The organism is Mesorhizobium sp. NFR06 (assembly GCF_900115245.1).
In the GTDB taxonomy this organism is placed as follows: Bacteria; Pseudomonadota; Alphaproteobacteria; order Rhizobiales; family Rhizobiaceae; genus Mesorhizobium.
Genome location: NZ_FOVT01000003.1, coordinates 353,711 through 377,782, shown reverse-complemented (window position 1 = coordinate 377,782; position 24,072 = coordinate 353,711). Strand labels below are relative to the sequence as shown.

The window sequence follows — 24,072 nt, the reverse complement described above, 5'->3', positions numbered from 1 at the left end:
TGACGAATGACGGAGCTCGACGAGCGCAAGCTCGATCCTGCCGTGGCCCTTTCCTCGCTCGACGAAATGGCGCCGCGGGAACCGCACCGGCTCTTTGCGCTCAAGCAGGGCGATTGTTTCGCGGTCGCCGATGCCTATGGCGACATCAGAGGGGCGGGCGACGGCTTCTTCCGCGACGACACCCGCGTGCTTTCCGAGTTCCGGCTGACCATCGGCGGCAGGCAGATGTCGTTGCTCGGCGCTTCGCTGAGCCAGGACAACGTGCTGTTCACCTCCAACCTGACCAACCTGCCGATCCAAAGCGCCGCCGGCCGCGACATCCCGCAGGGCGCGATCCACATCGAGCGTGTCCGGCTGCTCTGGCAGGACCGGCTGTTCGAACGCATCACGCTTTCCAACTACAGCCGCGAGCATTCGACCATCACGGTCTCGCTGCATTTCGCCGCCGACTTCCGCGACATGTTCGAGGTGCGCGGTTCGACCAGGGTAAAGCGCGGAACGACGCATGTCGCGAAGACCGAAAAGGAGTCCGTCATGCTGGGATATGACGGCCTTGACGGGCTGCCGCGCCTGTCGGCGATCTCGTTCTCGCAGGCGCCCGACAAACTGGGCGACAATCGTGCCGACTTCCTGATCGCGGTGACCAAGCGCAGCAGCAAGGTGCTTTATGTAGAAATCGGCCCGGAAGCTTCCGAGGCTCCCAATCGAGACCGGTTCCGCGCAGCCGCGGCGCGTGCCCGGTTCGGAATGCGCGCCAAGCGACGGCATGGCGCGACGGTGCGCAGCTCGGGCCGCGTCTTCAACGACTGGGTCGAGCGCGCCCGTGCCGATGTAGCGCTGCTCACGACGGAGCTACCGACCGGGCCTTATCCCTATGCCGGCATTCCGTGGTTTTCGACCGCGTTCGGCCGCGACGGCGTGATCTCGAGCCTGCAGATGCTCTGGCTCAATCCCGGACTGGCGCGCGGCGTGCTTGCCTATCTGGCCGAACATCAGGCGACCGAGACGTCGCCCTTCAGCGATTCCCAGCCGGGCAAGATCATGCATGAGACGCGCAAGGGCGAGATGGCGGCGCTGCGCGAGCTTCCGTTCGGGCGCTATTATGGCGGCGTCGACACCACGCCGCTCTATATCCATCTCGCTTCGGCCTATGCCGACCGCACCGGCGACATGGCCTTCATCGACAAGCTGTGGCCATCGCTCAAGGCCGCCGCCGAATGGACGGAGGAGGCGAGCCGCGCCACCGGCTTCGTCACCTACCAGCGCGCCGCCGAATCCGGCCTCGCCAACCAAGGCTGGAAGGACAGCTTCGATTCGGTGTTCCACGCCGACGGCCGCATCCCCAAGGGACCGATCGCGCTGGTCGAAGTGCAAGGCTATGTCTTTGCCGCCTTCCGTGGCATGGCCGCACTTGCGCGCCGCCGCGGCGAATTCGCGGACGCCGAACACTGGGAAGGCCGCGCCGAGGAAATGCGGATCGCCGTGGAACGCGATTTCTGGCTCGACGACATGAACTTCTATGCCTTGGCCATCGATGGCGAGGGCCGGCCATGCAAGGTTCGCACATCAAATGCCGGGCACCTGCTGTTCGTCGGGCTGCCGCAGCCCGAGCGGGCCAAGCTGGTCGCAGACCAGTTGCTGTCGGCCTCCTTCCATTCCGGTTGGGGACTGAGGACGCTCGCCGACGATGCGGTGTTTTTCAACCCGATGTCCTACCACAACGGCTCGATCTGGCCGCATGATACGGCGCTTTGCGGCGTGGGCCTGGCGCGTTACGGCGAACGCGACAGCGTGGTGCGGCTGATGAGCGGCACCTTCGAGTCGGCCGTGCATTTCAACATGCGGCTACCCGAACTGTTTTGCGGCTTCACCCGCGCGCCCGGCGAGGCGCCCATCGCCTATCCCGTCGCCTGCCTGCCGCAGGCCTGGTCGGCGGGCTCCGCCTTCATGCTGATGCAGGCCTGCCTGGGCCTGGAAATCGACGGCTGGCAAGGCGAATTGCATGTCACGCGCCCGAGGCTGCCGATCGGCATCGACACGCTCACGCTCCGCCATCTCTCGGTCGGCGACAAGGCCGTCGATCTCACCTTCCAGCGGGTCGGCGACCGCGTCGTCGCCTTCCTGTCCGACCGGCACGAGGGCCAGGTGCCACTCATCGTGCGTACGTAAATAAAGTTCTGCAACCCCAAGTTCGACAATCGAAAAATGTCGGAACCCATGGCCGGTTTGTGCGTTGCAGACCTGAACCGGCCTGCCCGTCTGCAGGGGGCCAGAACCAAGACAATGAGCGGACAGCCGGAGGCTACCTGGCATTTCAATGACACAATATGGCGCCGACCTCTTACTGGTCCTTATTCTCGCAAGCCTCGCACTTTCCGCTATCGCGATCTTCATTTCGATGTCCCGGCATCGTCGTCATCATTCGAAAGCTGCTGCTTCGCCAGGCTCGGGCGACGACTTTGCCGCCGAAGCCGCGCGCAAGGTGCTGCGCGAATTCGAGAAGAACGGGCAGTCGGTCGACGCGGCTCTGGTCACCTGGTCGCCGGACACGGTGCGCAGGATCCTCGCCGACGAGTTGCCGGATGCCCAGGTGATCGTCGTCTCCAATCGCGAACCTTACATCCATAACGAGACCAAGGACGGCGACGTCGAGCTCGTCGTGCCGGCGAGCGGGCTGGTCTCGGCGCTTGAACCGATCACGCGCGCCTGCGCCGGCACCTGGATCGCCTATGGCGGCGGCAGCGCCGACCGGGCGGTGGTCGACGCGAGCGACCGTGTGCAGGTGCCGCCCGGCAATCCATCGTACACACTGCGCCGCGTCTGGCTGAGCGACGACGAATACCAGGGCTACTATCTTGGCTTTGCCAACGAAGGCCTGTGGCCGCTTTGCCATATCGCGTTCACGCGGCCGATCTTCCGCGAGTCGGACTGGGAGACCTATGAGGCCGTGAACCGCAAATTCGCCGACACGGTTGTCGCCGAGGCGCGCAACGAGCGGCCGATCGTTCTGGTCCAGGACTACCACTTCGCGCTTTTGCCGCGCATGATCCGCGAGCGGCTGCCGGAGGCGATCATCATCACCTTCTGGCATATCCCGTGGCCGAACTCGGAAGTGTTCAGCATCTGCCCGTGGCGCGAGCGCATCCTCGACGGCCTGCTCGGCAGCTCGATCATGGGCTTCCACACGCAGTTCCATGCCAACAATTTCACCGAGAGCGTCGACCGCTTCATGGAAAGCCGGATCGAGCGCGCCGATGCGGCCGTCTCCTATGGCGGCCAGGTCACGCTGGTGCATGCCTATCCGATCTCGATAGAATGGCCAGTCGAGTTGCTCAAGGCGCTGCCCGGTGTCGAAGAGTGCAGCGCGCGGATCCGCAAACGGTTCGACATTCCAGCCGATGCCAAACTATGCGTCGGCGTCGAGCGCCTCGATTACACCAAGGGCATCCTCGACCGCTTCCACGCGCTGGAGGAGCTGTTCATTCGCCATCCAGAAACGATCGGAGAAGTGGTGTTCCTTCAGATCGCCGCACCCAGCCGCGGCACGCTACCGGCTTACAAGCATCTGCACGAGGAATGCCTGCGCTATGCCGACGAGCTGAACCAGCGCTACGGCAACGACACCTATCAGCCGGTCGTGCTGGTGGCGGAACATCACTCTCAAAAAGGCGTGTACGAGATCTATCGTGCGGCCGACATCTGCATGGTCACCAGCCTGCATGACGGCATGAACCTCGTCGCCAAGGAGTTCGTGGCGTCGCGCGACGACGAGCAGGGCGTGCTGCTGCTCAGCACCTTCGCCGGCGCCTCGCGCGAGCTGCTGGAGGCGCTCATCGTCAATCCTTACGACGCGGCGACAATGAGCGAGGCCATGCTGCAGGCGCTGACCATGGGACCGGACGAGCAGCGCGAGCGCATGCGGCGCATGCGCGAGATCGTCCGCGACAACAATGTCTTTCGCTGGGCCGGCAGCATGCTGCTCGACGCGGCGCGGTTGAGAAAGCGCGGCGAGCTTGATCGGGTCACCGCTTCATACGACCGGCCGACCGGCCCCACCGGCGACAATGTCGTCTCCATGTTCGAACGCAAACACGCAGTCGGATTCCGATGAGCATTCAGGCAGACCTTACCCCGCCGCTTCCCGAAGGCCGGTGGGCGCTTTTCCTCGACATCGATGGCACCTTGCTGGAGCACGCGGCGCATCCGGACAGCGTGTCGGTCAGCGGCGAGTTGCGGCACCTGCTGGGAACGATGGAGCGGCGGCTGGACGGAGCGCTGGCCTTCATCACCGGCCGCTCGATCGAAGCCGTGGACCAGCTGTTCGATCCCTTGAAACTGCGCATCGCCGGCCTCTACGGATTGGAGCACAGGATCGCTCCAGCTGGACGGATCGAGGCCGCCGACGAGCCGGCGGACATGGCGGCACTCGCCGACGAGATCGAATTGGAGCTGGCAAGCAAGGCGGTCTATGTCGAGCGCAAGGGTCCGGTGCTGGCGATCCACACCAGGGCCGCGCCGCAGCTTCTGGCGCGGGCGACGGAACTGGTCGAGGCCGCGCTTGGCCGCCTGCCGAAAGGCTACCGCGTGATCGCCGGCAATGCCGGCGTCGAGCTGATGCCGCTGGAGGCGGCCAAGGGCGCCGCGATCCGCCGCTTCATGCAGATCGATCCGTTCACCGGCAGGCGTCCCGTGTTCCTGGGCGACGATACGTCCGACGAGAACGGCTTCGAGACCGTCAATGCGGCGGGAGGAATTTCTATCCGCGTGAAGCCGCAAGGCGAGACGGCCGCGCGCTTCGCCATCGAAGACGTCGCCAGCGCGATCACCTGGCTCAAGGCCAATTTCGCAGAGCCGGGCAAGCAAGCAGCAAGCAGCGATCTCGTCGCCTAGCGCATGCCGCTCGGAAGCGTGCAGCGGTTCCGGGACTGGAATTGCTCTAATTCCTGTCGACCGGCTTGGAGCGCATTCGCGAAACCGTCTCGCGCTCGGCGCGCTTGGATCGCAGCGGCGGCAGGCCGCGGTCAATCAGGTCCATGTCCTCCAGCACCATGTCGCCCATGCGCTTGAAGGCGACATCGAGGGCGCCGGCACGATGCGCCGAGCGCAGGAAGCCGGCAAGCGTGCGCACCGGGTGGTCCTGCGCCAGCGGCTCTTGCGGGAAGACGTCGCTTGCGGCAACGATGCGGCCGCTCTTCACCGCCTGCATCAGCGCCGCGAAATCGACGACCCCGGCGCGGCTGAGCAAGATGAAGGCGGCGCCCTTGCGCATCCTGGCAAAGGCATCGGCGCCCAGGAAGCCTTGATTCTCGCTGGTGACGGAAGCGACGACGAAGACGAAATCGCTCTGCGACAACACCTCGTCCAGCGAGGCCGGCTCGACGCCGTTGTCGACGAGGATCGACGGCGGCAGCCAAGGGTCGAAGACCTTGGTGCGGGTGCGGAAGCCGGTCAGCAGGCGGTTGAGGGCGCGGCCAAGATCGCCAAAACCGATGATGCCGACATCGGCGCCCGAGAGCAGGCGCGCGCTCTGGTTACCGTCGCCGCCCCACAATTCCTTGCCCTCTCGAAACGCGAGGTCGGCATCGACGATGTTGCGCGCCAGGTTCAGCGCCATGGCCAGGCCGAGCTCGGCGACCGGCTCGGCGAAGACCAGGCCGGTAGTGACGACATGGATGCCGCGTGCGAACAGCGTCTCATAGGGCATGTTGTTGAGGAGATTGGTCTCGACATTGAAGATGCAGCGCAACACCTTCAGCTTCTCCAGCGTTTCGGCTGAAATCGGCGGCTGACCGACGATATAGCGCGCTTCGGCCAGCACATCGGTCGGCAACTCCGCCACACCTTCGGGCGTTGTCTCGACGATGCGATATTTCCTGCGAAACAGCGCCAGTTGCGACGGCGTGAAAATCAGGTCGAGCGTGCGCGGCTCGGGCGCACTGATGACCAGCGGCAAGGCATTGTCGGACATGTTTTTCCTCCCGGGCACGATTGGATCGCGTCAATCACATCTTTCCAGTTTTACTCCCGATGAACCGATTTACAACTGCGAAAAATCGATTTATCGTTTATATTGGCAAGGCAGCGCGCGGCTGCCCGCACTCGGGGAGGAGGTCAATGGCGCAACACAAGAGCCCGCAGCGGCGTCCGTCGATCCATGACGTGGCAAGCCATGCCGGCGTGTCGGCGGCCACCGTCTCCAAGGTGCTGGCCGGCGTCACCACGGTGAAGCCGGAAAACGCGCAGCGTGTTTTCGATGCCGTCGAGCATTTGGGCTACCGCGTCGATCCGCTCGCCTCCGACATGCGGCGCGCCAAGCGCCGTATCATCGGCGCCATCATGCCGGAATTCGAAAGCGAGTTCTTCGGCCAGATGGTCACCGAACTCGAAGGCCTCGCCGAACAACGTGGCTACACGCTGGTCGCGGCGTCGAGCCGTGAATCGGAAGCGCGCGAGACGGAAATCCTCGCCCGCATGCATGACTGGCGCGTGGCCGGTGTGGTCTTGGCGCCGGTGCGCAACGAGCACGGCCCGGCCGCCGCCTTCATGAAATCCAACGGCATGACCGGCGTCCTGATCGACCGCGTGCTCTCCGACGACGCCTTCGACACGGTATCGGCCGATAGCGCCGCCGCCAGTGCCGAGGTGGCGCGAATGCTGGTCGGCAAGGGGCACGGCCATATCCTGGTTATCGGCCTTGCCGAGCAGGCGGCGACGGTGCGCGCCCGCCTCGAGGGTTTTCGCACGCAGGCGCTGGCGCTCAACCCGTCGGTGCGCATCGACGTCATCACCTCGGAAGTGAGCGTCGAGCCGCTGCGGTCTTCGCTTCGCGATTACTTTGCCAGGGGCGAGCGACCGACCGCCGTCTATTCGCTGCTTTTGAAGGGCACGCTCGTCGCGCTGTCCGAATTCCGCCGGCGTGACTGGCATTGCCCGAACGACATCTCACTGGTCGGCTTCGACGACGCCGAATGGATGCAGGTGACCTGGCCGGCGATCGCCGCCGTGGTACAACCCGTGCGCCAGATCGCCAGCGAGGCGATGACCCTTTTGTTTCGCAGGATCGAGGGCGCCGAGGGACCACCAACGGCGCGGCTCGAACCCTGTCAGGTGTTGATGCGGGAATCCGTTGGCTCGCCAGGTAACGGTCCGCATCCCGGGGGAGGAGACCGACAACAGCCCCCATTGTCGTGAACGCAAGCGAGCGCCGGCCCTGGCCGAGGCATCCGGCGCCAAAGATCAAACGGAGGATAGGATGATATCGCATCTGACAAAGATAAATCGATTTACACTTGCCTTGGGTGTCGCGCTGGCGTTTTGCGCCGTCGGCACCGCCAAGGCCGAGGACGGCGAATATGGCGTGCTGATGAAGACGCTGGCCAATCCGTTCTGGGGCGCGATGGCGCAGGGCGTGGCGGACGGCGCCAAGGAAGCCGGCGTGAAATATTTCCAGCAGGCGGCCGAGAGCGACCAGGCGGCCGAGCCGCAGCTCAACCTGTGCAACACCATGCTGGAACGCAAGCCGGTGGCGATGATCACCGCCGCGATCAACTCGACCAATCTTCTGCCTTGCCTGAAGTCGGCACAGGAGGCAGGCATCAAGATCGTCGACCTCGACAACAATCTCGACCAGGCGGTGCTCGACAAGGAGGGCGTCAAGGTCACCTTCCATATCGGTTCCGACAACATCGCCGCCGGGGCGCAGGGCGCCGAATACCTCGCCACCAAGCTGGGCAAGGACGCCAAGGGTCCGGTGCTGGTCATCGAAGGCCTGTCTGGCAACATCACCGGCGAGAAGCGCGCCAAGGGCTTTGCCGACAAGCTCAAGGAACTGGCGCCCGGGCTTGAGATCGTCGCCTCGCTGCCGGGCGACTGGGACCGCGGCAAGGCCGCCTCGATCGCCACCGACACGCTGACCGCGCATCCCGACCTCGTCGCCATCTTTTGCGCCAATGACGGCATGGCGCTGGGCGCCGTGGAATCCGTTTACGCCGCCGGCAAGGGCTCGCAGGTGACGATGATCGGCGTCGACGGCAACTCCGACGCCGTGAAGTCGATCAAGGAAGGCCGCCTCAATGCCTCGGTGGCGCAGCTTCCCTACCTGGTCGGCAAGCAGGCGGTCGAAAACGTCAAGAAGGCACTGGCCGGCGAGAAGGTCGAGGACAGCATCGCCGTCCCGACGCTGGTGCTGACCAAGGACGTGATCGACGCCGGCAAGGAGCCGATGCTGCAATATGTGAAATAGTCCTCCCGGACGGGCTGGCGCGGGTCTACCCTGCGCCAGCCAACTTTTTTGCAACAGCGAGGCAATATGGCTTCCGAAACGACGCGGCCCAGCTTCTGGGCTCGGGTGCAGCATATATCCGTCGAAAGGCTCCACATCAGGCTGGAGTCGCTGGTGGTGCTTCTGGCGCTGAGCGCGGCGATGGCGCTGCTATCGCCTTACTTCCTGTCGCTCAGCAATTTCCTCAACATCCTGCTCGCGACATCGACGATCGGCGTGCTGGCGATAGCGGCGACCTTCGTCATCGGCTCGGGCGGGCTCGACCTTTCGCTTGGCTCGGTGATGGGGCTGGCCGGCGTCGCGGGAGCCTTCGTCGCCGTCAATCTCGGCTGGCCCTCGGTGCTGGCGGTGATCGCCTGCATCCTCGCCGGCGCGATCGCCGGCTACATCAACGGCCAACTCGTGACCCGCGCTTTCGTGCCGGCCTTCATCGTCACGCTCGGCATGCTGGGCCTGGCGCGTGGCCTGGCGCTGGTGATCTCGCAGGGCAGGGCGATCTACGGGCTGCCGCCAGAGATCGTCTATATCGGGCAGGGCCGGCCGCTCGGCATTCCGATGCCGGTCATCATCCTCGTGCTCACCGCGATCGTGGCCCATGCGGCGCTTGCCTACACGCGCTTCGGCCGCCACACCCTGGCGCTGGGCGACAGCGAGGGCGCCGCGCGCGCCGCCGGCATTCGCGTCGAGCATCACCGCCGCATCATCTATACGCTCTCCGGCGCGCTCGCCGGGCTCGCGGGTCTGCTCTTCACCGCTCGCGTCAATGCCGGCGATCCGACCGCCGGCATCAACTACGAGCTCACCGCGATCACGGCCGCCATTATCGGCGGCACCAACCTCTTCGGCGGGCGCGCGTCGATCCTCGGCACGATGATCGGCGCACTGATCATGGGCGTGCTGCAGAACGGGCTGACGCTGCTTGCGGTGCAGTCCTACTACCAGCAGATGGCAATCGGCGCGGTGCTGATCCTCGCGGTCTTCATCGACCAGTACCAGGTGCGGAAGGAGTCGCGGGTATGACCCTGCTTTCGCTTCACGGCATCCGCAAGAGTTTCGGCGCGGTCGACGTGCTGCATGGCGTCGACCTGTCGGTGGCGGCCGGCGAGGTTGTCGGTCTGGTCGGCGACAACGGCGCCGGCAAATCGACGCTGATGAAGACCATCACCGGCATCTACCGCGCCGACACCGGCTCGATCGAGTTCGACGGCGAGGACATCCTTGCGCTCGACCCCGGCCAGCGCCGCCGTCTTGGCATCGAGATGATTTACCAGGATCTGTCTTTAGCCAAACAGCAGGATGTGGCCTCGAACATCTTCCTGGGACGCGAGCCGACGAAACGCCTGTTCGGCCTGTTGCCCGGCTTCGTCGACAAGGGCGAGATGGACCGCCAGGCGGCCAGGATGATCGAGCGGTTGGGCGCGCATCTGCCGTCGATCAACCGCTCCGTCGGTTCGTTCTCGGGTGGACAGCAGCAGACCGTGGCGATCGCGCGTGCGCTGACCTTCAATCCGAAGCTCGTCATCATGGACGAACCGACCGCGGCGCTTGCCGTGCGCGAGGTGCAGAGCGTGCTCGACCTCATCCGGCGGCTCAAGTCGGAAGGCATAGCCGTCATCCTGATCTCGCACCGGCTGAACGACGTGCTGTCGGTCACCGACCGCATCGTGGTGCTGCGCCATGGCCGAGCGGATGCCGATCTCGTCACCGCCAAGACCAATATGAACGAAGTCGTCAGCCGCATCGTCGGCGGCGGCGATATCGCCGCAGCGGCGGCGCATGAGCAACGAGGCTGACATGAACACCTTTGGGCTGCACACTTTCGCCGTCGCTCCGGTCTGGGACCTTACCCGCATCGAGCCGCAGATGGACCGGCTGAAGGAGCTCGGCATCGGCCTGATGGAGATCCCGCTGCTGCGCCCCGAGGAGATCGACACCAAGCGCACGCGCGGCTTCGCCAACCACTACGGCATCCAGCTCATTCCGTCGCTCGGCCTGCCGCGCGCGCTCGACGTGGTCGAGCGGCCGGACGAGGCGCTCGACTTCCTGCAGCCGGCCTTCAAGGTCTGCAACGAGGTCGGCGCCGAGGCGCTTGGCGGTGTCACCTACGGCACGATCGGCAAGACGACCGGACGCGCGCCGACGCAACGGGAAATCGACGGCATGTGCCGCTTCCTCGAACGGGCGGCGAAGGCGGCGAAGTCGCGCAGCCTGAAGCTCGGCATCGAGCCGTGCAACCGCTATGAGACGCATCTGATCAATCGCGGCATCGACGCCGCGCGGATCATCGAACGGGTCGGCGCCGACAACATCTTCATCCACCTCGACACCTACCACATGCATATCGAGGAGGAGAGCTTTGCCGCGGGGTTCGAGGCGGCGGCGCCCTTCCTCGGCTATGTGCATGTGTCGGAGGCCAATCGCGGCGTGCCGGGGCGCGGCATGCTCAACTGGGGGGCGTGCATGAAGGCGATCGCCGACATCGGCTATCAGGGCGCGATCACGCTCGAAAGCATGAACCATGTCGATGTCGACATCGCCGGCGGGCTGGCGGTGTGGCGCCCGGTGGCCGAGGATCCGCGCGACGTCATCGAGGTCGGACTGCCGTTCCTGCGCGAGGAAGCGAAGAAGGCGGGGCTGACGCTCGGCTGATCGGTCCGTCCCTCAGAACGGATAGTGCTGGCCCGGATCCTCGATCGTCACCCAACGCAGATCGGTGAACTCGGCGACCGAGGCCTTACCGCCGAAGCGGCCATAGCCGGAGCCCTTGACGCCGCCGAACGGCATCTGCGCCTCGTCGCCGACGGTCGGGCCGTTGATGTGGCAGATGCCGGCCTGGATGCGCGCGGCGACAGCCATGGCGCGCCTTATGTCGCGGCTGAAGACGCCAGACGACAGGCCGTATTCGGTGTCGTTGGCGACCCGCACGGCCTCGTCCTCGCCCCTAACGCGAATCACCGGCTTGACTGGGCCGAAGGATTCTTCGGCATAGACGCGCATCGCGGGCGTGACGTGGTCGAGCAGTGTCGCTTCCACCACAGTGCCTGCTCGCTTGCCGCCAGCCACGAGCTTGGCGCCTTTCGCGGTGGCGTCTGCGATCAGCTCTTCCATCTTGTCGGCCGCCTGGCTGCTGATCAGCGAACCCAGCACGACGTGGCCCCGCGGGTCACCGGCCGGAAGCTTGGAAGCACGCGCGGCAAGCTTGGCGACAAACTCGTCGGCGATCTTTTCATCGACGATCAGGCGTTCGGTCGACATGCAGATCTGGCCCTGATGCATGAAGGCGCCGAAGGTCGCGGCATTCACGGCCGCGTCGATGTCGGCGTCGTCGAGCACCAGCAGCGGCGCCTTGCCGCCGAGCTCGAGCAGCGCCGGTTTGAGGTGCCGTCCCGCGAGCTCTGCGATGATCCTGCCGACCTTGGTCGAGCCGGTGAAGTTGATGCGTTTCACCGCCGGATGCGCGATCAGCGCCTCGACGATGCCTGCCGCGTCCTTCGGGTCGTTGGTGACGACATTGATGACGCCCTTGGGCAGGCCGGCCTCGACCAGCACCTGGCCGATCAGGCGATGCGTGCCGGGACACATTTCGGAGGCCTTCAGCACGACCGTGTTGCCGCAGGCGAGCGGCATCGCCAGCGCACGCGTGCCGAGGATGACCGGCGCGTTCCATGGCGCGATGCCGAGGCAGACGCCGGCCGGCTGGCGGATCGCCATGGCGAGCGTGCCGGGCTTGTCGGATGGAATGATCTCGCCCGAGATTTGCGTCGTCATGGCGGCTGCCTCGCGCGGCATGTTCGACGCCAGCATGACGTTGAAGCCGGCCCAGGGGGCCGTGGCGCCGGTCTCTTCCATCATCAGGCGGGTGAACTCGCCGACTTTTGAAGCCATCACATCGGCCGCCTTTGAGAGCAGCGCCCGGCGTTCGCCAGGTCCGGTCTTCGACCAGGCGTCGAAAGCACTCGCCGCTGCATCGGCCGCGGCATTGGCGTCGGCGATGCTCGCGGCGGCGGCACGTGTCGCCAGCTTGCCGGTGAACGGGTCCAGGCGGTCATAGGAGGCTTTGCCGGTGGCTGCCCGCTCGTCGCCGTCGATCAGAAGTCCGATGTCCATTGGTCCTCCCTTCGCTCCCGATCGAGCGTCGCAGATTGTCTCAGAAGCCGAGCACTTCGGCGTTTATGGATGCTTCGAGGCCGCCGTCGACGGGCACGTTGATCCCGTTGACCCAGCGCGCGCCGTCCGAGCACAGGAACAGCACGACAGGCGCAATGTCACCTGACGTGCCGGCGCGTCCGACCCGGGCGATATCGCTGTCGACACGGGCGTCGCCAAGCACCGTGCGGAACTGCTTCAAGATCGGCGTCTCTACCGGGCCGGGGCTGACCGCATTGACGCGGATGCCGCGGCTTTTGAACAGGTCCTGGTGCGCGGCGCGGAAGGTCCACAGAAGCAGGAGCTCCTTCGACACGGGGTAGCCTTCTTCGTTCTTCACCGCATGGTCGGCAATTACCTTGGCGACATCCGGAAAGCCTTCGATGCTCGCCATCGAGGCGGCACGGTTGAGATTGGCGCGCCAGCCATAGCCGGCGATCGAGGCGACGTTGACGATGGCTCCGCCCTCGCGAAGCCTTGGCGCCAGCGCCTCCGAAAGGGCACGCAGGCCGTAGAAGTTGACAGCGAGCGTCGGCGCGGCACCGGTGTTGCCGGAGAGGCCGGCTACGTTGCAGAGAGCATCCAGGCGCTGCGGCAGCCGCGCGACGAGATCATCGACGCCGGCCTTGGACGAGATGTCGGCCTGGACGAAAATGCCCTGGCGGACGGCCGGCTCGCGCAAATCGACGCCAATCACGTCGGCGCCGAACTGGCCGGCCAGTTCCGCCGTACGCGCGCCGATGCCGGAGGCAACGCCGGTGATGAGGATCGTCTTGCCGAACAGCATGGTCATGCCTTCTCCCGATGTGTCGTAATGGATGCTGGTAACGCGGTCTCGCCGGTCGGACCGGCGGTGCCGGAGGCAAGCCTGACACGATAGCCGACGGAGAGCAGCCGCCAGCCGAACCTCTCTTCCACCGTTCCCCAGAGGCCGCGCGGCAATAGCAGCGAGAAGGCGAGCGCCGTGGCGCCGAGCCCGATCAGGTACCAGACGCCTGTGCCGCCAAACCAGGTCTCGATGAGGAAGAAGAGCAGCGCGCCGAGGATGGCGCCCTCGAAGGTGCCGATGCCGCCGACCAGCACCATGAAGATCATGTAGGCAGTCCACTGCACGCTAAAATAGGTCTTTGGCTGGAAGGTGGTCGCGCTCGCCAGCCACAGTGCGCCGGCGATCCCGATGCCGAAGGCGGCGAGCACGAAGAGTAACCGCTTGGTGCCGGTGACACGCACCCCGACGGAAGCGGCGGCATCCTCATTGTCGCGAATGGCCCGGATGGCAGCACCCGTGCTGCCGCGCAGCAGGCCGAACAGGACCGCGAGCAGGGCCGTCATCGACGCCAGCGCCAGCCAGTAGATCGTCAGCCTTCGTGTCGATGCGTCATAGACGTTGAGCGAGATCAGCGACGTGCCGGTCTCACCCTGGATCAGCCGGTCGAGATTGACGAGGAGATGAGCGAGCGCGGCGATCACCCACATGCCGATAGCAAACTCGCCGTTCTTCAAGCGAAGCATGAACAGCGAGATCGGCCATGACACCGCGCCGACGATGACCGCGGCGACGAAGAGCGAGACGAAAGGGTTCAGCCCGGCGTTGGCCAGCCGAATGGCGAAATAGGCACCGAGACCGAAGAACACCTGCTGGCCGACCGAGACCAGGCCGCCGTAGCCGGCGAGCGCGTTCCACATCGCGGCGAGGATCACATAGATGAACAGCGCGGTCATGCGGTCGACCGCGCCGGCCGACAGGAACTGCGGCGCGACGGCGAGCAGCACGATGATGGCCGCGACGCCGAGTCCAGCGATGCGCGAGGCGGCCGTGCCGCGCTCGATAACCGGGGAGGCGGTACTCATGATGCCTTCCCCGTGGAGAGGCGCAGCAAGCCACGCAGGCCGAGGCCGGAGGTGTAGAGCCGGATGAACAAAACGATCAGGAAGGCGACATGGCCGCCGATGAGAAAACCTTGCGGGTGTACTTTGGCGCCAAGTGTCTGGGCGAGCGCCAGAACGATACCGCCGATCAGCGTGCTCCAGAGCGAGCCGGCGCCGCCGATGACGGCCGCCTCGAAGGCGAACAGAAGTTGCGTAGCGCCGGCATAGGGATCGAAGGTCGCGCGCATGCCGAGGAAGGCGCCGGCGAGACCGACCGTGACCATGGCAATGGCCGCGGCGACGGCGTTGGCGCGGCGCGCATCGACGCCGACGAGACCGGCCGTGTCAGGGTCTTCCGATGTGGCCCTGATCGATCGGCCGAGCCCAGTGCGGGTGAGAAAGAGCTGCAGCCCGCCGAGCAGGATGACAGCGGCAACGAAGATGATCACTGCGAGCTTGCCGACATAGATGCTGCCCGGCCATTCCCAGGAATCATAGGAAAGGCTGCCGATGAAAGGCGCCAGCGAGCGCGTGTCGGCGCCGAACTGTTCGAACAGGAAATTGTCGATGACGATGGCGAGACCGAAAGTGGTGAGGATCGGCAGCAGCGCGCCGCCGCGAGCGCTGCGCTCCAGCAGAAAGCGCTGCAAGGCCCAGCCGATCACGGCCATCAGCGGCAGCACGATGGCGAGGCCGTAGAAGGGTGGGATGTGGAAGCGCGAGGCGAGCAGCCACAGGGCAAAGGCCGACAAAACGGCGAGGCTGCCATGCGCGAGGTTGATGATACGCATGACCGAAAACATGAAGGAGAGGCCGCAGGCGATCAGCGCGTAATAGCCGCCAAGCAGGATGCCCTGGACGATTTGGTTGCTCATGCCAGCACGCCTTCGGCGCCTTTGCGGTGCAATCCGAAATAGGCTTTGGTCACCTCGTCGCGCGAGACGATGGCGCTGTCGCCCGCAAGCGCGACCCGACCCTCCAGCACGCAGACGACCTTGTCGGAGACGGAGAGCGCGCGGTTGAGATCCTGTTCGACGAGGATGATCGTCGTGCCTGAGCTGATCAGCCCGTGCAGCGAGGCATAGACGCGATCGACGACCAGCGGCGACAGGCCGAGCGAGACTTCGTCGAGCAAAAGCAGGTCGGGATTGCTCATCAGCGCGCGGCCGATTGCCGTTGCCTGCTGCTCGCCGCCGGAGAGATGCCCGGCCTTGGCGTGACGGCGCGGTTTGAGGTTGGGGAAGGTGTCGAGCACGCGCTCGACGCTCCAGTCGCCGGGGCGGCCGGCGGTGCCGCCAAGCAGGAGATTTTCCTCGACCGTCATCTGCACGAAGAGCCGCCGGCCTTCAGGCACCAGCGCTACGCCCTTCCGGACGCGTTCATGCGCGGGCACGCCGGAAAGGTCGGTACCGTCGAAGATCACTCGCCCGGAGGCTGCCTGGTGCGCGCCGGCGATTGCCCTCAGCAGCGTCGTCTTGCCTGCGCCGTTGGCGCCGACCAGCGCCAGCGTCTCGCCGCGCTCAACGGTGAGGCTGACACCGCGCACCGCCTGCAGCAGGCCGTGCCGGACAACCAGATTCTCGACCGACAGCAGGCTCATTTCGGACCTCCGCCGAGATAGGCGCTGATCACCTGCGGGTCGGCCATCACCGCCTGCGGCTCGCCGTCGGCGATGATCTTCCCGGCGTCCATGCAGATCAATCGCTCCGCCACCTGTAGCAGGATATGGACGATGTGCTCGATCCAGACGATGGCTATCCTGCGGCGGCGCAATTCGCGGATCGTCTCGACCAGCTCGCCGGCTTCGCCATCGGTCAGGCCGCCGCCGATCTCGTCGAGCAGAAGCAGCGTCGGTTTTGCCGCGAGCGCGCGCGCCAATTCCAGTCGCTTTCTATCGAGCAGGCCGAGCGTTTCGGCGCGCCGGTTGGCAACGCCAAGCACGCCGCACAGCTTCAGCGAGCCGAGCGCTTCCTCATACGCTTCGTCGCGGCTGAGCCCGGCGCCGTGCGAAGCGGCGACGAAGACATTCTCGAAAGCGGTCATGCCGCCGAAGGGCTTCGGCACCTGATGGGTACGCACCAACCCCAGCCGGCAACGTTGCGTTGCCGGCAGCGCCGTCACGTCACCGCCCTTGAAGGCAACCGTTCCCGCGCTCGGCGGATAGGCGCCTGAGAGCACGCTGAGCAGCGTCGTCTTGCCGGCGCCGTTCGGGCCGACGATGCCCACTGCCTCCTCGGCGCCCATGGCGAAGTCGATGTCGTCCAGCACCACAAGCGCGCCGAAGCGCTTGTGGATGCCGGTGGCGCTGAGGATCGCGCCGTTGGGCATAGCGTTCACGATGCGGTCCTCACGCGCCGCCGGATCAGCCGTTATACGGCTGGAGCTTGGCCTCGATCGGCACTTTCGGGTCGGTGGCGTTCTCGGTCACGACATAATCGAGCGGGAACTTGGCTCCTTCCTTGGCGGCCACCCATTGCGTGCCGATGATCGGGCCGGGCGAAACATTGGCGACCGGACCGCTGGTGAAGTCGACCTTGCCGATCATGGTCTCGGTCTTCAGCGTGCTCAGCGCCTTGGCGACTGCCGCCTTGTCCTTGGCGTCGGCGCTCGCCTTCAGCGCTTCGAAGCCGGCGTCGAGCAACGACATCGAGGCGCCGAGCTGCTGCGTCCACTGCTTGCCGCTCGTCGCTTCGTAGCCATCGGCAAGCTCGGTTCCGGAAACGCCGGCCAGCGGTGACTTGTAAGGGAAGGCCTTGTGCCAGTACGCGGCGCTCGAAATCTTCATGCCGAGATCGCCGAGCGCCTCGATGTCGGACGGGAACAGGCCGGTCTTGGCGACCTGGGCGATCTTGATCTGCTTGATCAGGCCCTGCTGCGCGGCCTGTCGCCAGAAAGCGGCGAAGTCCGGAGGGATCGGGAAGGAGTTGAAGATTTCGACGCCTTCCTGCTTGAACAACGCGATCTGCGAGGAATAGTCGGTGGTGCCGGTCTCGTAGGCGCCGGGATCGACGATGGTGAAACCCTGCTTGGCGAGCAATGGCGCCAGATGGGCGCGGATGGCGTTGCCGTCGGCGTCGTTGGGATACATGACGCCGACCTTCTTGTTGGTCTCGATCAGGTTCCACTGCGAGACATAGGTCTTGAAGAATTCATCGACGCCGAAGCCGAAATGATAGGTCCATTTGAAGGGCGAGGGCGCGCCGGGCTTGGCGCCGCGGCCGAAATACCAGGCCTCCCAGGGCATGACGGTCGACAGGCAAGGCACACCGGCCGCCTCGCAGGCATCCGCCACCGGGTTGATAACCTCCGGCGTGGAGACGGCAAGCATCAGGTCGATGGCCTGATTGTTGATCAGGTCCTTGGCGAGCTGGCCCGCGCGTGACGGATCGGACTGGGTGTCCTGATCGAGGATTTCGACGCTGTATTTCTTGCCGCCGAGCTCGATGCCGTTGGCCAAAGCCTTGCGGGCAAGGTCGAGCACATAGCCGTCGGTTTCGCCGAAGCCGGCGAGCGGGCCGGTGCGCGGGCTGACGAAACCGACCTTGAGCCTGTCGGCGGCTTGCGCGAAGGCCTTGCCGCGGCCGAATGCCAGTGCCGCACCGCCAGCCACCGAAGTGGCGATGAAATGGCGTCGCGAAATGCCCGACAAAGCGGGTTTGCTGCCGATAATGTGAGACATCTGCTCCTCCCTCAGTGACCGTTCGATACGACGGCAAACAGGTCTTCCGTTTGCGGCCGGATGGCACGGCTTCGATCCTCCGAGGGCCACATTGCACTGGCGGTTTGGTTCGGTAAAATGATATTTTACGGTGTTTTATTAACCTGGCAGTTATTGAATCGGTCGGAGCTTCGAGTCCTAGGACTGTCAGGTACGCGCGACGGGAGTGTCAGCTCTGTGCTGCGTCGGCACGGCGTCCGTTAACGCTACCGTGGCTCCGTCGGCGGCGATGCCGGATACCAGTCGTCAGGCTTCGGGAAGATATAACCGGGCGGCACTCGATAGATTTCGATCGTCGTCCGCAGGTCGTCTTCGGCGGAAAAGTAGTGGAAATCGATGCCGCCGAAAATCACGCCGTGCTGGACGGCCACATAACCGCGTTCTTCGAATTGTCGAACCCGCTCCTCATAATCGATGCCGTTGCAATTAAAGGCGAGGTGCTGCACTCCCTCGCCGTGCCGCATGAGGAATTCAGCATAGATTGATCGTCCGCTGATCGGCTCGATCACCTCCCAGTTCATGTTCTGGCTGTTGGCCAGGCACAGCTTGGCCGAGAAATCGGCAGGCTGGCCCCGGTAGATACCCGACACGTTCGATCCGTCGATCATACGAATCGTCCACGGGCCGATGCCAAGATTGACGAACCCTTCGATCGTCCGCCGATAATTGCGCGTGACGACACAGACCTGAACCAGGCTGCCGAGAAAGCTGTTCGACATCTCAGTCGCTCCAAGCACTTGCGGCAGGACTTTCATGTCTTTCTCCTCCGTTCAAGAAATCCGGAAGCCGGCGCCAGAGGGCGCCGACCTCGTTCAGCTAAATCCCCGCTAGTGACTGCCGGCGGTGTCGCCGCTGAGATCCTTCTTGAATTGTGCCAGATCGACCTGCATGCCGTTGAACACTGTACTCCAGTGCCTTTCGAGCGCGGCGACGGCAACGGCCTCCTTGATTTCCGCGTCGCTGGCTCCGGCCTGTTTTGCTTCCACTGTGTCAGCCCAGATGCAGTACTGGCATGGAATCTGCGCCGCGACCGCAAGCGCGATCAGTGCCTTTGTCCTTACGGTAAGAGCGCCGTCGGCGAAGTCGACGGCCTTGAGTTCGTCCCAGGCGCCGGGGGAGCCCGTCGTCGGGAAACACCTTGAGGAAGTCCGGCACCTTGCCGAAGACCTTTCCGATATCCTGGTGGGTTCTGGCAAGCGCGCCCGAGGCTTCGTCGGCGTGGACCAACCGGATCGGGCCTGGCGCCAGAAGCACCAACGCGGCGAGAACGAGCATGCGCGCGAGCATCGAAAACGAAGCGGTCATGTGGAAACTCCTTCTTCATGGCTGGGGCACCTGCCCCTGAAAGGAGATGCATTAGACGGCATGAAAGTTCGCCCGCCGGGACCGGGATCTCGTTGTATTTCAGCCTGCGGGAGGTGACGGGCGTCTGGCGAGGTGGATGTGCAGGCGCTCCACCTGGCTGCGGCCTTCCTTCATGACCAGAACGCAGCCGGGTGGGCAGAGGTAAGGTTTTTCGGGCGGGTTGACGACAACGCCTTCGACCACGGTGACGTTGCCGCTTGCCATGACGCTTTTCGGCCGGATGCGAACGCCGGTCCGCAAATCTGTGTCCATCTCGACATCGAAGTGCTCTCGGCCATGCGACTGTGTTCCCGTCGACCAGAGCAGATGCAGATCATCAGCATAGTGCGAAAGAAACTTGTCCCGATTACCGCGATACAGCGAGTGAAAAGCATTCTTATAGAAGGCTTTGCGCTCGGCCTGCAGTTTTTCGTGCGCGTCGTCCCGACCCGCCGCCGACGACAACAGCAGATCCGACAGCCTTATCTTGGCGTCGAACAGACGACTTCGCACCGTTCCGATCGGAACCCCCAGGATAGAGGCCACCTCCTCGTATGAATCGCAGGAACCGAAATAGCGCAGCATCACCGTGACACGCTGCGTTTCCGGCAGCTTTTGCAACGCTGCCCAGATCCAGTCCCGCAGCTCGCGATTCTCGATGCCTGTCTCGATGCGCTCCTCATCGGGCAATTCTCGAAAATGCCGCTCCGCTTCGGCGCCGCCGGTCTGCGGCCGGCGCCGCCGTCTTTCCATCAGGCAACGGTTTCGCAGCATCGCGTGAAGCCATCCGCCAAATGCCCCCGGCTCACGCAATTGGCCGATCCTGGCGATCGCCACAAGGAAGGTGTCGTGCACGGCGTCCTCGGCATCGCTCGTGAAGCCGAGCAGCGCAACCGCGTTCGCGTAAAGCCGGGGCCGATGGTGCTGGAACAGGAGGCTCAGGCTTTCCGCGCAACCGCCTATGGCCGCCAGGGCGAGCGCGGTTTCGCCGGTGTTTTGCCGTTGCGCCGGGCTGTCGCGATCCATGCGTGCCTCCGGATACGTAGCCTATCAGATATAAGGATGCTTCGCGCCGGGCAAAGGTTCGCCGATCGAGGTTCGATACGCGCGAGCCAGGTCGCTTCGTCAGACGTGGTGCCGCGCCGCCTCGCGGATCGTCTGCAAGAGGATGGTGAAGGCAGGCGAGGGCGCGGTGTCGGTGCGCATGGTCAAGCCTACCGGCCCTTTGGTCTCGTCTGTGTCCACGCGCAAGGCGACGAAGGCGCCGCTGGCGATCTCATTGGCGACGACGCCGGCCGAGATGATCCATACCGCATTGCTCTGCCGCATGAAGGAGCGGCCGAAGGAATCGGAAACGGTTTCGATCTCCGTGGCGGGCGCGGTCATGCCATTGGTGATGAAGAGCCGGTCGACGAAGGGACGGATGACGGATTCCCGCGTCGGCATCAGGACGGGAAACTCGTCGAGCCGGGCGAAGATATCGGCGCCCGGCTCTGCCAGGGGATGACCGGCCCGCACCACGAACAGCACCTGTTCGGAATAGAGATGCTCGAAGAAGAAGCCCGCCATGTGTTCCGGTGCCGCAAGCCGGCCGACGACGAGATCGAGCGCGCCGACGCGCAATTGCTCGAGCAGAACGGCGTTCTCGCCGGTGACGATCTTGAGCGCGGCGCCGGTGTTCTCCTCGAGGAACAGGCTCATGGCAAGCGGCATCACGCGGGCCGAGACGGTCGGCAGCGCGCCGATGCGGATCGGGTGGCGGTTGACCGCACCGTCCTGGCGCACGGAATCGACGCCGCGCTTCAGCGCCGAGATCGCCGAGCCGGCATGGGCGAGGAAGATCTCGCCGAGCCTGGTGACGCGGATGCCGCGGCCGTCGCGCTCGACGACGGCGATGCCGAGCGCGTCTTCGAGTTCGCGCAAAGTCTTGGTCACGGCCGGCGCGCTGACGTGCAGCAAGTCGGCCGCGCGCGCCACGCTGCCTTGTCGCGCGACCTCAAGGAACGCCTGCAGATGGCGGAAGCGGATCCGGCTTTCGGCCATGGTTTGATAACCTCGGAGTTAGTGAAACGCAGCAAAATATCATTTTACCGAACCAAACTGCTCGTGCAATGTGGCTTTGGAGGATCGAAATCGTGCCATTCGTCAGCATAGGCGGCGTCACGCTGCACCACCGCGCCATCGAGGCGACCGGTACGTCACGCCCGATCATCTTCATCAATTCGCTGGGCACCGACTTCCGGATCTGGGACGGTATTGTCGCGCGGCTTACCGGTGAAATGCCGATGCTCGTCTACGACAAGCGCGGCCATGGGCTCTCCGATATCGGCGGCGGTGTGCGCTCGATCGACGACCATGCCGATGATCTCAGCGGGCTCATCGATCATTTCGGTTTCGACAAGGTCGTGCTTTTCGGCCTGTCGGTCGGCGGCATGGTGGCGCAGCGGCTCTATACCCGCCATCCTAAATGTGTAGAGGCGCTGATCCTCAGCGACACGGCGCACAAGATCGGTACCGCCGAGAGCTGGAACAGCCGCATCGCGACGATCGAGCGCGACGGCATCGAGGCGATTGCCGACGGTATCATGAAGGTGTGGTTCACGCCGGATTTCCACCAAGGGCGCGCGGCTGATCTCGCCGGCTGTCGCAACATGCTGACCAGGCAGGCGCTGCCCGGCTATATCGGCACCTGCCTCGCGGTGCGCGACGCCGATTTCACCGACAGCGCGCGCCGCATCGCGGTGCCGACGCTCTGCATCGTCGGCGACCAGGACGGTTCGACGCCGCCCGATCTCGTTCGCGCGCTGGCCGACCTGATTCCTGGCGCGCGCTTCGAGGTGATCCACGGCGCCGGGCATATTCCGTGCATCGAGCAGCCCGACGCGCTTGCCAAGCTGATCCGCGACTTCGTCGCCTCGTTGCCCGAGGGAAAATCTGCTCATGGATGATGTCACGAAGAACCGCTACCGGACCGGTCTCGAGGTCCGCCGTTCCGTGCTCGGCGATCCGCATGTCGACCGCGCCGAGGACGCCGCGACCGCTTTCGACCGGCCATTCCAGCAACTGATCACGGAGGCCGCCTGGGGAACGGTATGGGCGCGGCCCGGCTGGTCGAAGCGCGAGCGCTCGATCGTGACGCTGGCGCTGCTCGCGGCTCTTGGCCATGACGAGGAAGTGGCCATGCATGTGCGCGCCACCGTCAACACTGGGGCATCGCGCGACGACATCTGCGAGGCCTTCCTGCATGTCGCGATCTATGCCGGCGTGCCGGCCGCCAACCGCGCCTTCAAGATCGCCAAGGATGTGTTCGCTCAGATGGATGGAGCCAAGACCGCCCATGGCTGAGCCTGGCTCCAACCACTCGCCTGAAACCGGCGCTTTCTTCCAGCGCGATCGCCAGTGGCATCCGCCGGCGTTCACGCCGGGCTACAAGAGTTCCGTGCTGCGCTCGCCGCAGAAGGCGCTGCTGTCGTTCGACAACACGCTGTCGGAATTGACCGGTCCGGTTTTCGGGCACGCGCTGCTCGGCGAACTCGACAACGACCTGATCCATAATTTCGCCAAACCCGGCGAGAGCGCCATCGGCGAGCGCATCATCGTCCATGGGCGCGTGCTTGACGAACGTGGCAAAGGCGTGCCCGGTGTCTTGCTCGAGTGCTGGCAAGCCAATGCCGGCGGCCGCTACCGTCACAAAAAGGACGGCTATCTGGCGCCGCTCGATCCGAATTTCGGCGGCTGCGGCCGCGCGATCACCGGCGAGGATGGCAGCTATGCCTTTCGCACCGTCAGGCCCGGCCCCTATCCGTGGCCGAACGGCCCGAACGACTGGCGGCCAGCGCATATCCATTTTTCGGTGTTCGGCCACGGCTTCGCGCAGCGGCTGATCACGCAGATGTATTTCGAAGGCGATCCACTGATCTGGCGCTGCCCGATCGTCGGCGGCATTTCCAACAGGGCGGCGGTGGAGGCGCTGATTGCCGCGCTCGACATGCAGTCGACGATGCCGATGGACGCGCTCGCCTACAAGTTCGACATCGTGCTGCGCGGGCGTCGCTCGACGCTGTTCGAGAACAGGCCGGAGGGCAATTGATGGCGCAATCGCTCGACCGGTTGAAGGAGAGCCCTTCGCAGACCGCCGGGCCTTACGTCCATATCGGGCTGACGCCCAATTTCTGCGGCATCGGCGGCGTCTATCAGAGCGACCTTGGCTCGGCCATGGTCAACGACCAGACCAAGGGTGAGCGCATCGACCTTCGTATTCGCGTGCTCGACGGCACCGGCACGCCGCTCAAGGATGCGCTGATCGAAATCTGGCAGGCGGATAGCAACGGTTTCTACAATTCGCCGGCGGAGATGCGCGGCGCCGCCGATCCGAACTTCCAGGGTTGGGGCCGAAAGCCGACCGACATGGAAACGGGTATCTGCCTGTTCCAGACGATCAAGCCCGGCCGCGTGCCATTCCGCGACGGGCGTCTGATGGCGCCGCATATCACGCTGTGGATCGTCGCACGCGGCATCAATATAGGCTTGCACACGCGGCTTTATTTTTCCGACGAGGCAAAGGCCAATGCCGAGGATCCGATCCTTGCCCGCATCGAGCATCGGCTGCGCGTGCCTACGCTGATCGCCGAGCGGCGGGGCGATGCTTACGTCTTCGATATCCATCTGCAGGGCGAGAAGGAGACGGTCTTCTTCGACAGCTGACCGGCCGCCA

24 protein-coding genes are annotated in these 24,072 nt (G+C 64.8%); 12 read left to right on the top strand and 12 right to left on the bottom strand.

Annotation, left to right across the window (positions count from 1 at the left end; genetic code table 11):
- The first annotated feature begins 6 nt into the window (after positions 1–6).
- The 3 genes from F3H96_RS08515 (at position 7) to otsB (ending at position 4,890) form a co-directional block, all read left to right on the top strand.
- The gene (locus F3H96_RS08515; protein WP_149791495.1) at positions 7–2,169 is read left to right on the top strand and encodes an amylo-alpha-1,6-glucosidase; all 2,163 of its coding nucleotides are present in this window, start codon (positions 7–9) and stop codon (positions 2,167–2,169) included.
- Positions 2,170–2,317: 148 nt separating this feature from the next.
- Complete coding sequence (locus F3H96_RS08510) at positions 2,318–4,111, top strand: trehalose-6-phosphate synthase (RefSeq protein ID WP_149791494.1); 1,794 nt, start codon at positions 2,318–2,320, stop codon at positions 4,109–4,111.
- The gene (gene otsB, locus F3H96_RS08505) at positions 4,108–4,890 is read left to right on the top strand and encodes a trehalose-phosphatase (RefSeq protein ID WP_149791493.1); all 783 of its coding nucleotides are present in this window, start codon (positions 4,108–4,110) and stop codon (positions 4,888–4,890) included. Before F3H96_RS08510 ends, otsB begins: the two co-directional genes overlap by 4 nt.
- 46 nt (positions 4,891–4,936) lie before the next feature.
- Here otsB and F3H96_RS08500 read toward each other — a convergent pair whose 3' ends face one another.
- A complete protein-coding gene (locus F3H96_RS08500; protein WP_149791492.1) occupies positions 4,937–5,968 on the bottom strand; it encodes a hydroxyacid dehydrogenase in 1,032 nt (343 codons plus the stop codon).
- Between the two features lie 146 nt (positions 5,969–6,114).
- Here F3H96_RS08500 and F3H96_RS08495 point away from each other — a divergent pair, with 146 nt between their 5' ends.
- From F3H96_RS08495 to F3H96_RS08475, 5 genes are all read left to right on the top strand, one after another.
- Positions 6,115–7,191, top strand: a complete 1,077-nt coding sequence (locus tag F3H96_RS08495) for a LacI family DNA-binding transcriptional regulator (RefSeq protein ID WP_149791491.1) — start codon at positions 6,115–6,117, stop codon at positions 7,189–7,191.
- A gap of 61 nt (positions 7,192–7,252) precedes the next feature.
- On the top strand, positions 7,253–8,242 hold the full coding sequence (locus F3H96_RS08490; RefSeq protein ID WP_149791490.1) for a substrate-binding domain-containing protein: 990 nt from the start codon (positions 7,253–7,255) through the stop codon (positions 8,240–8,242).
- 66 nt (positions 8,243–8,308) lie between these two features.
- A complete protein-coding gene (locus F3H96_RS08485; RefSeq protein WP_149791489.1) occupies positions 8,309–9,301 on the top strand; it encodes an ABC transporter permease in 993 nt (330 codons plus the stop codon).
- A complete protein-coding gene (locus F3H96_RS08480; protein ID WP_149791488.1) occupies positions 9,298–10,074 on the top strand; it encodes an ATP-binding cassette domain-containing protein in 777 nt (258 codons plus the stop codon). The genes F3H96_RS08485 and F3H96_RS08480 overlap by 4 nt, the downstream gene beginning before the upstream one ends.
- A gap of 1 nt (position 10,075) precedes the next feature.
- Complete coding sequence (locus tag F3H96_RS08475) at positions 10,076–10,930, top strand: sugar phosphate isomerase/epimerase family protein (protein WP_149791487.1); 855 nt, start codon at positions 10,076–10,078, stop codon at positions 10,928–10,930.
- 12 nt (positions 10,931–10,942) lie between these two features.
- Here F3H96_RS08475 and F3H96_RS08470 read toward each other — a convergent pair whose 3' ends face one another.
- From F3H96_RS08470 to pcaQ, 11 genes are all read right to left on the bottom strand, one after another.
- A complete protein-coding gene (locus tag F3H96_RS08470) occupies positions 10,943–12,388 on the bottom strand; it encodes an aldehyde dehydrogenase (RefSeq protein WP_149791486.1) in 1,446 nt (481 codons plus the stop codon).
- A gap of 40 nt (positions 12,389–12,428) precedes the next feature.
- Positions 12,429–13,214, bottom strand: a complete 786-nt coding sequence (locus F3H96_RS08465; protein WP_149791567.1) for a coniferyl-alcohol dehydrogenase — start codon at positions 13,212–13,214, stop codon at positions 12,429–12,431.
- Positions 13,215–13,216: 2 nt separating this feature from the next.
- Entirely contained in the window at positions 13,217–14,278 is a 1,062-nt protein-coding gene (locus tag F3H96_RS08460; protein ID WP_149791485.1) for a branched-chain amino acid ABC transporter permease, read from the bottom strand.
- Entirely contained in the window at positions 14,275–15,171 is an 897-nt protein-coding gene (locus F3H96_RS08455; RefSeq protein ID WP_149791484.1) for a branched-chain amino acid ABC transporter permease, read from the bottom strand. The genes F3H96_RS08460 and F3H96_RS08455 overlap by 4 nt, the downstream gene beginning before the upstream one ends.
- Positions 15,168–15,896: an ABC transporter ATP-binding protein gene (locus F3H96_RS08450; RefSeq protein WP_149791483.1), complete on the bottom strand. Its 729-nt coding sequence runs from the start codon at positions 15,894–15,896 to the stop codon at positions 15,168–15,170. Before F3H96_RS08450 ends, F3H96_RS08455 begins: the two co-directional genes overlap by 4 nt.
- Entirely contained in the window at positions 15,893–16,624 is a 732-nt protein-coding gene (locus F3H96_RS08445; protein ID WP_149791566.1) for an ABC transporter ATP-binding protein, read from the bottom strand. The genes F3H96_RS08450 and F3H96_RS08445 overlap by 4 nt, the downstream gene beginning before the upstream one ends.
- Before the next feature lie 34 nt (positions 16,625–16,658).
- Positions 16,659–17,975, bottom strand: a complete 1,317-nt coding sequence (locus tag F3H96_RS08440) for an ABC transporter substrate-binding protein (protein ID WP_149791482.1) — start codon at positions 17,973–17,975, stop codon at positions 16,659–16,661.
- Between the two features lie 245 nt (positions 17,976–18,220).
- Positions 18,221–18,769 carry a VOC family protein gene (locus F3H96_RS08435; RefSeq protein WP_149791481.1) on the bottom strand — a complete coding sequence of 183 codons (549 nt, stop codon included), beginning with the start codon at positions 18,767–18,769 and terminating at the stop codon, positions 18,221–18,223.
- 72 nt (positions 18,770–18,841) lie between these two features.
- Complete coding sequence (locus F3H96_RS08430) at positions 18,842–19,210, bottom strand: carboxymuconolactone decarboxylase family protein (RefSeq protein ID WP_244619938.1); 369 nt, start codon at positions 19,208–19,210, stop codon at positions 18,842–18,844.
- A gap of 208 nt (positions 19,211–19,418) precedes the next feature.
- The gene (locus tag F3H96_RS08425; protein ID WP_149791480.1) at positions 19,419–20,384 is read right to left on the bottom strand and encodes an RNA polymerase sigma factor; all 966 of its coding nucleotides are present in this window, start codon (positions 20,382–20,384) and stop codon (positions 19,419–19,421) included.
- Between the two features lie 99 nt (positions 20,385–20,483).
- Positions 20,484–21,401 carry a pca operon transcription factor PcaQ gene (pcaQ, locus tag F3H96_RS08420; RefSeq protein ID WP_149791479.1) on the bottom strand — a complete coding sequence of 306 codons (918 nt, stop codon included), beginning with the start codon at positions 21,399–21,401 and terminating at the stop codon, positions 20,484–20,486.
- 92 nt (positions 21,402–21,493) lie between these two features.
- Between pcaQ and pcaD the strand changes: the two genes are divergently transcribed.
- The 4 genes from pcaD to pcaG are packed head-to-tail and all read left to right on the top strand — an operon-like array spanning position 21,494 to position 24,062.
- Complete coding sequence (gene pcaD / locus F3H96_RS08415; protein WP_149791478.1) at positions 21,494–22,306, top strand: 3-oxoadipate enol-lactonase; 813 nt, start codon at positions 21,494–21,496, stop codon at positions 22,304–22,306.
- A complete protein-coding gene (gene pcaC / locus F3H96_RS08410; protein WP_149791477.1) occupies positions 22,299–22,703 on the top strand; it encodes a 4-carboxymuconolactone decarboxylase in 405 nt (134 codons plus the stop codon). The genes pcaD and pcaC overlap by 8 nt, the downstream gene beginning before the upstream one ends.
- Entirely contained in the window at positions 22,696–23,448 is a 753-nt protein-coding gene (gene pcaH, locus F3H96_RS08405; RefSeq protein WP_149791476.1) for a protocatechuate 3,4-dioxygenase subunit beta, read from the top strand. The genes pcaC and pcaH overlap by 8 nt, the downstream gene beginning before the upstream one ends.
- The gene (gene pcaG / locus F3H96_RS08400) at positions 23,448–24,062 is read left to right on the top strand and encodes a protocatechuate 3,4-dioxygenase subunit alpha (RefSeq protein ID WP_149791475.1); all 615 of its coding nucleotides are present in this window, start codon (positions 23,448–23,450) and stop codon (positions 24,060–24,062) included. The genes pcaH and pcaG overlap by 1 nt, the downstream gene beginning before the upstream one ends.
- Positions 24,063–24,072 lie beyond the last annotated feature (10 nt).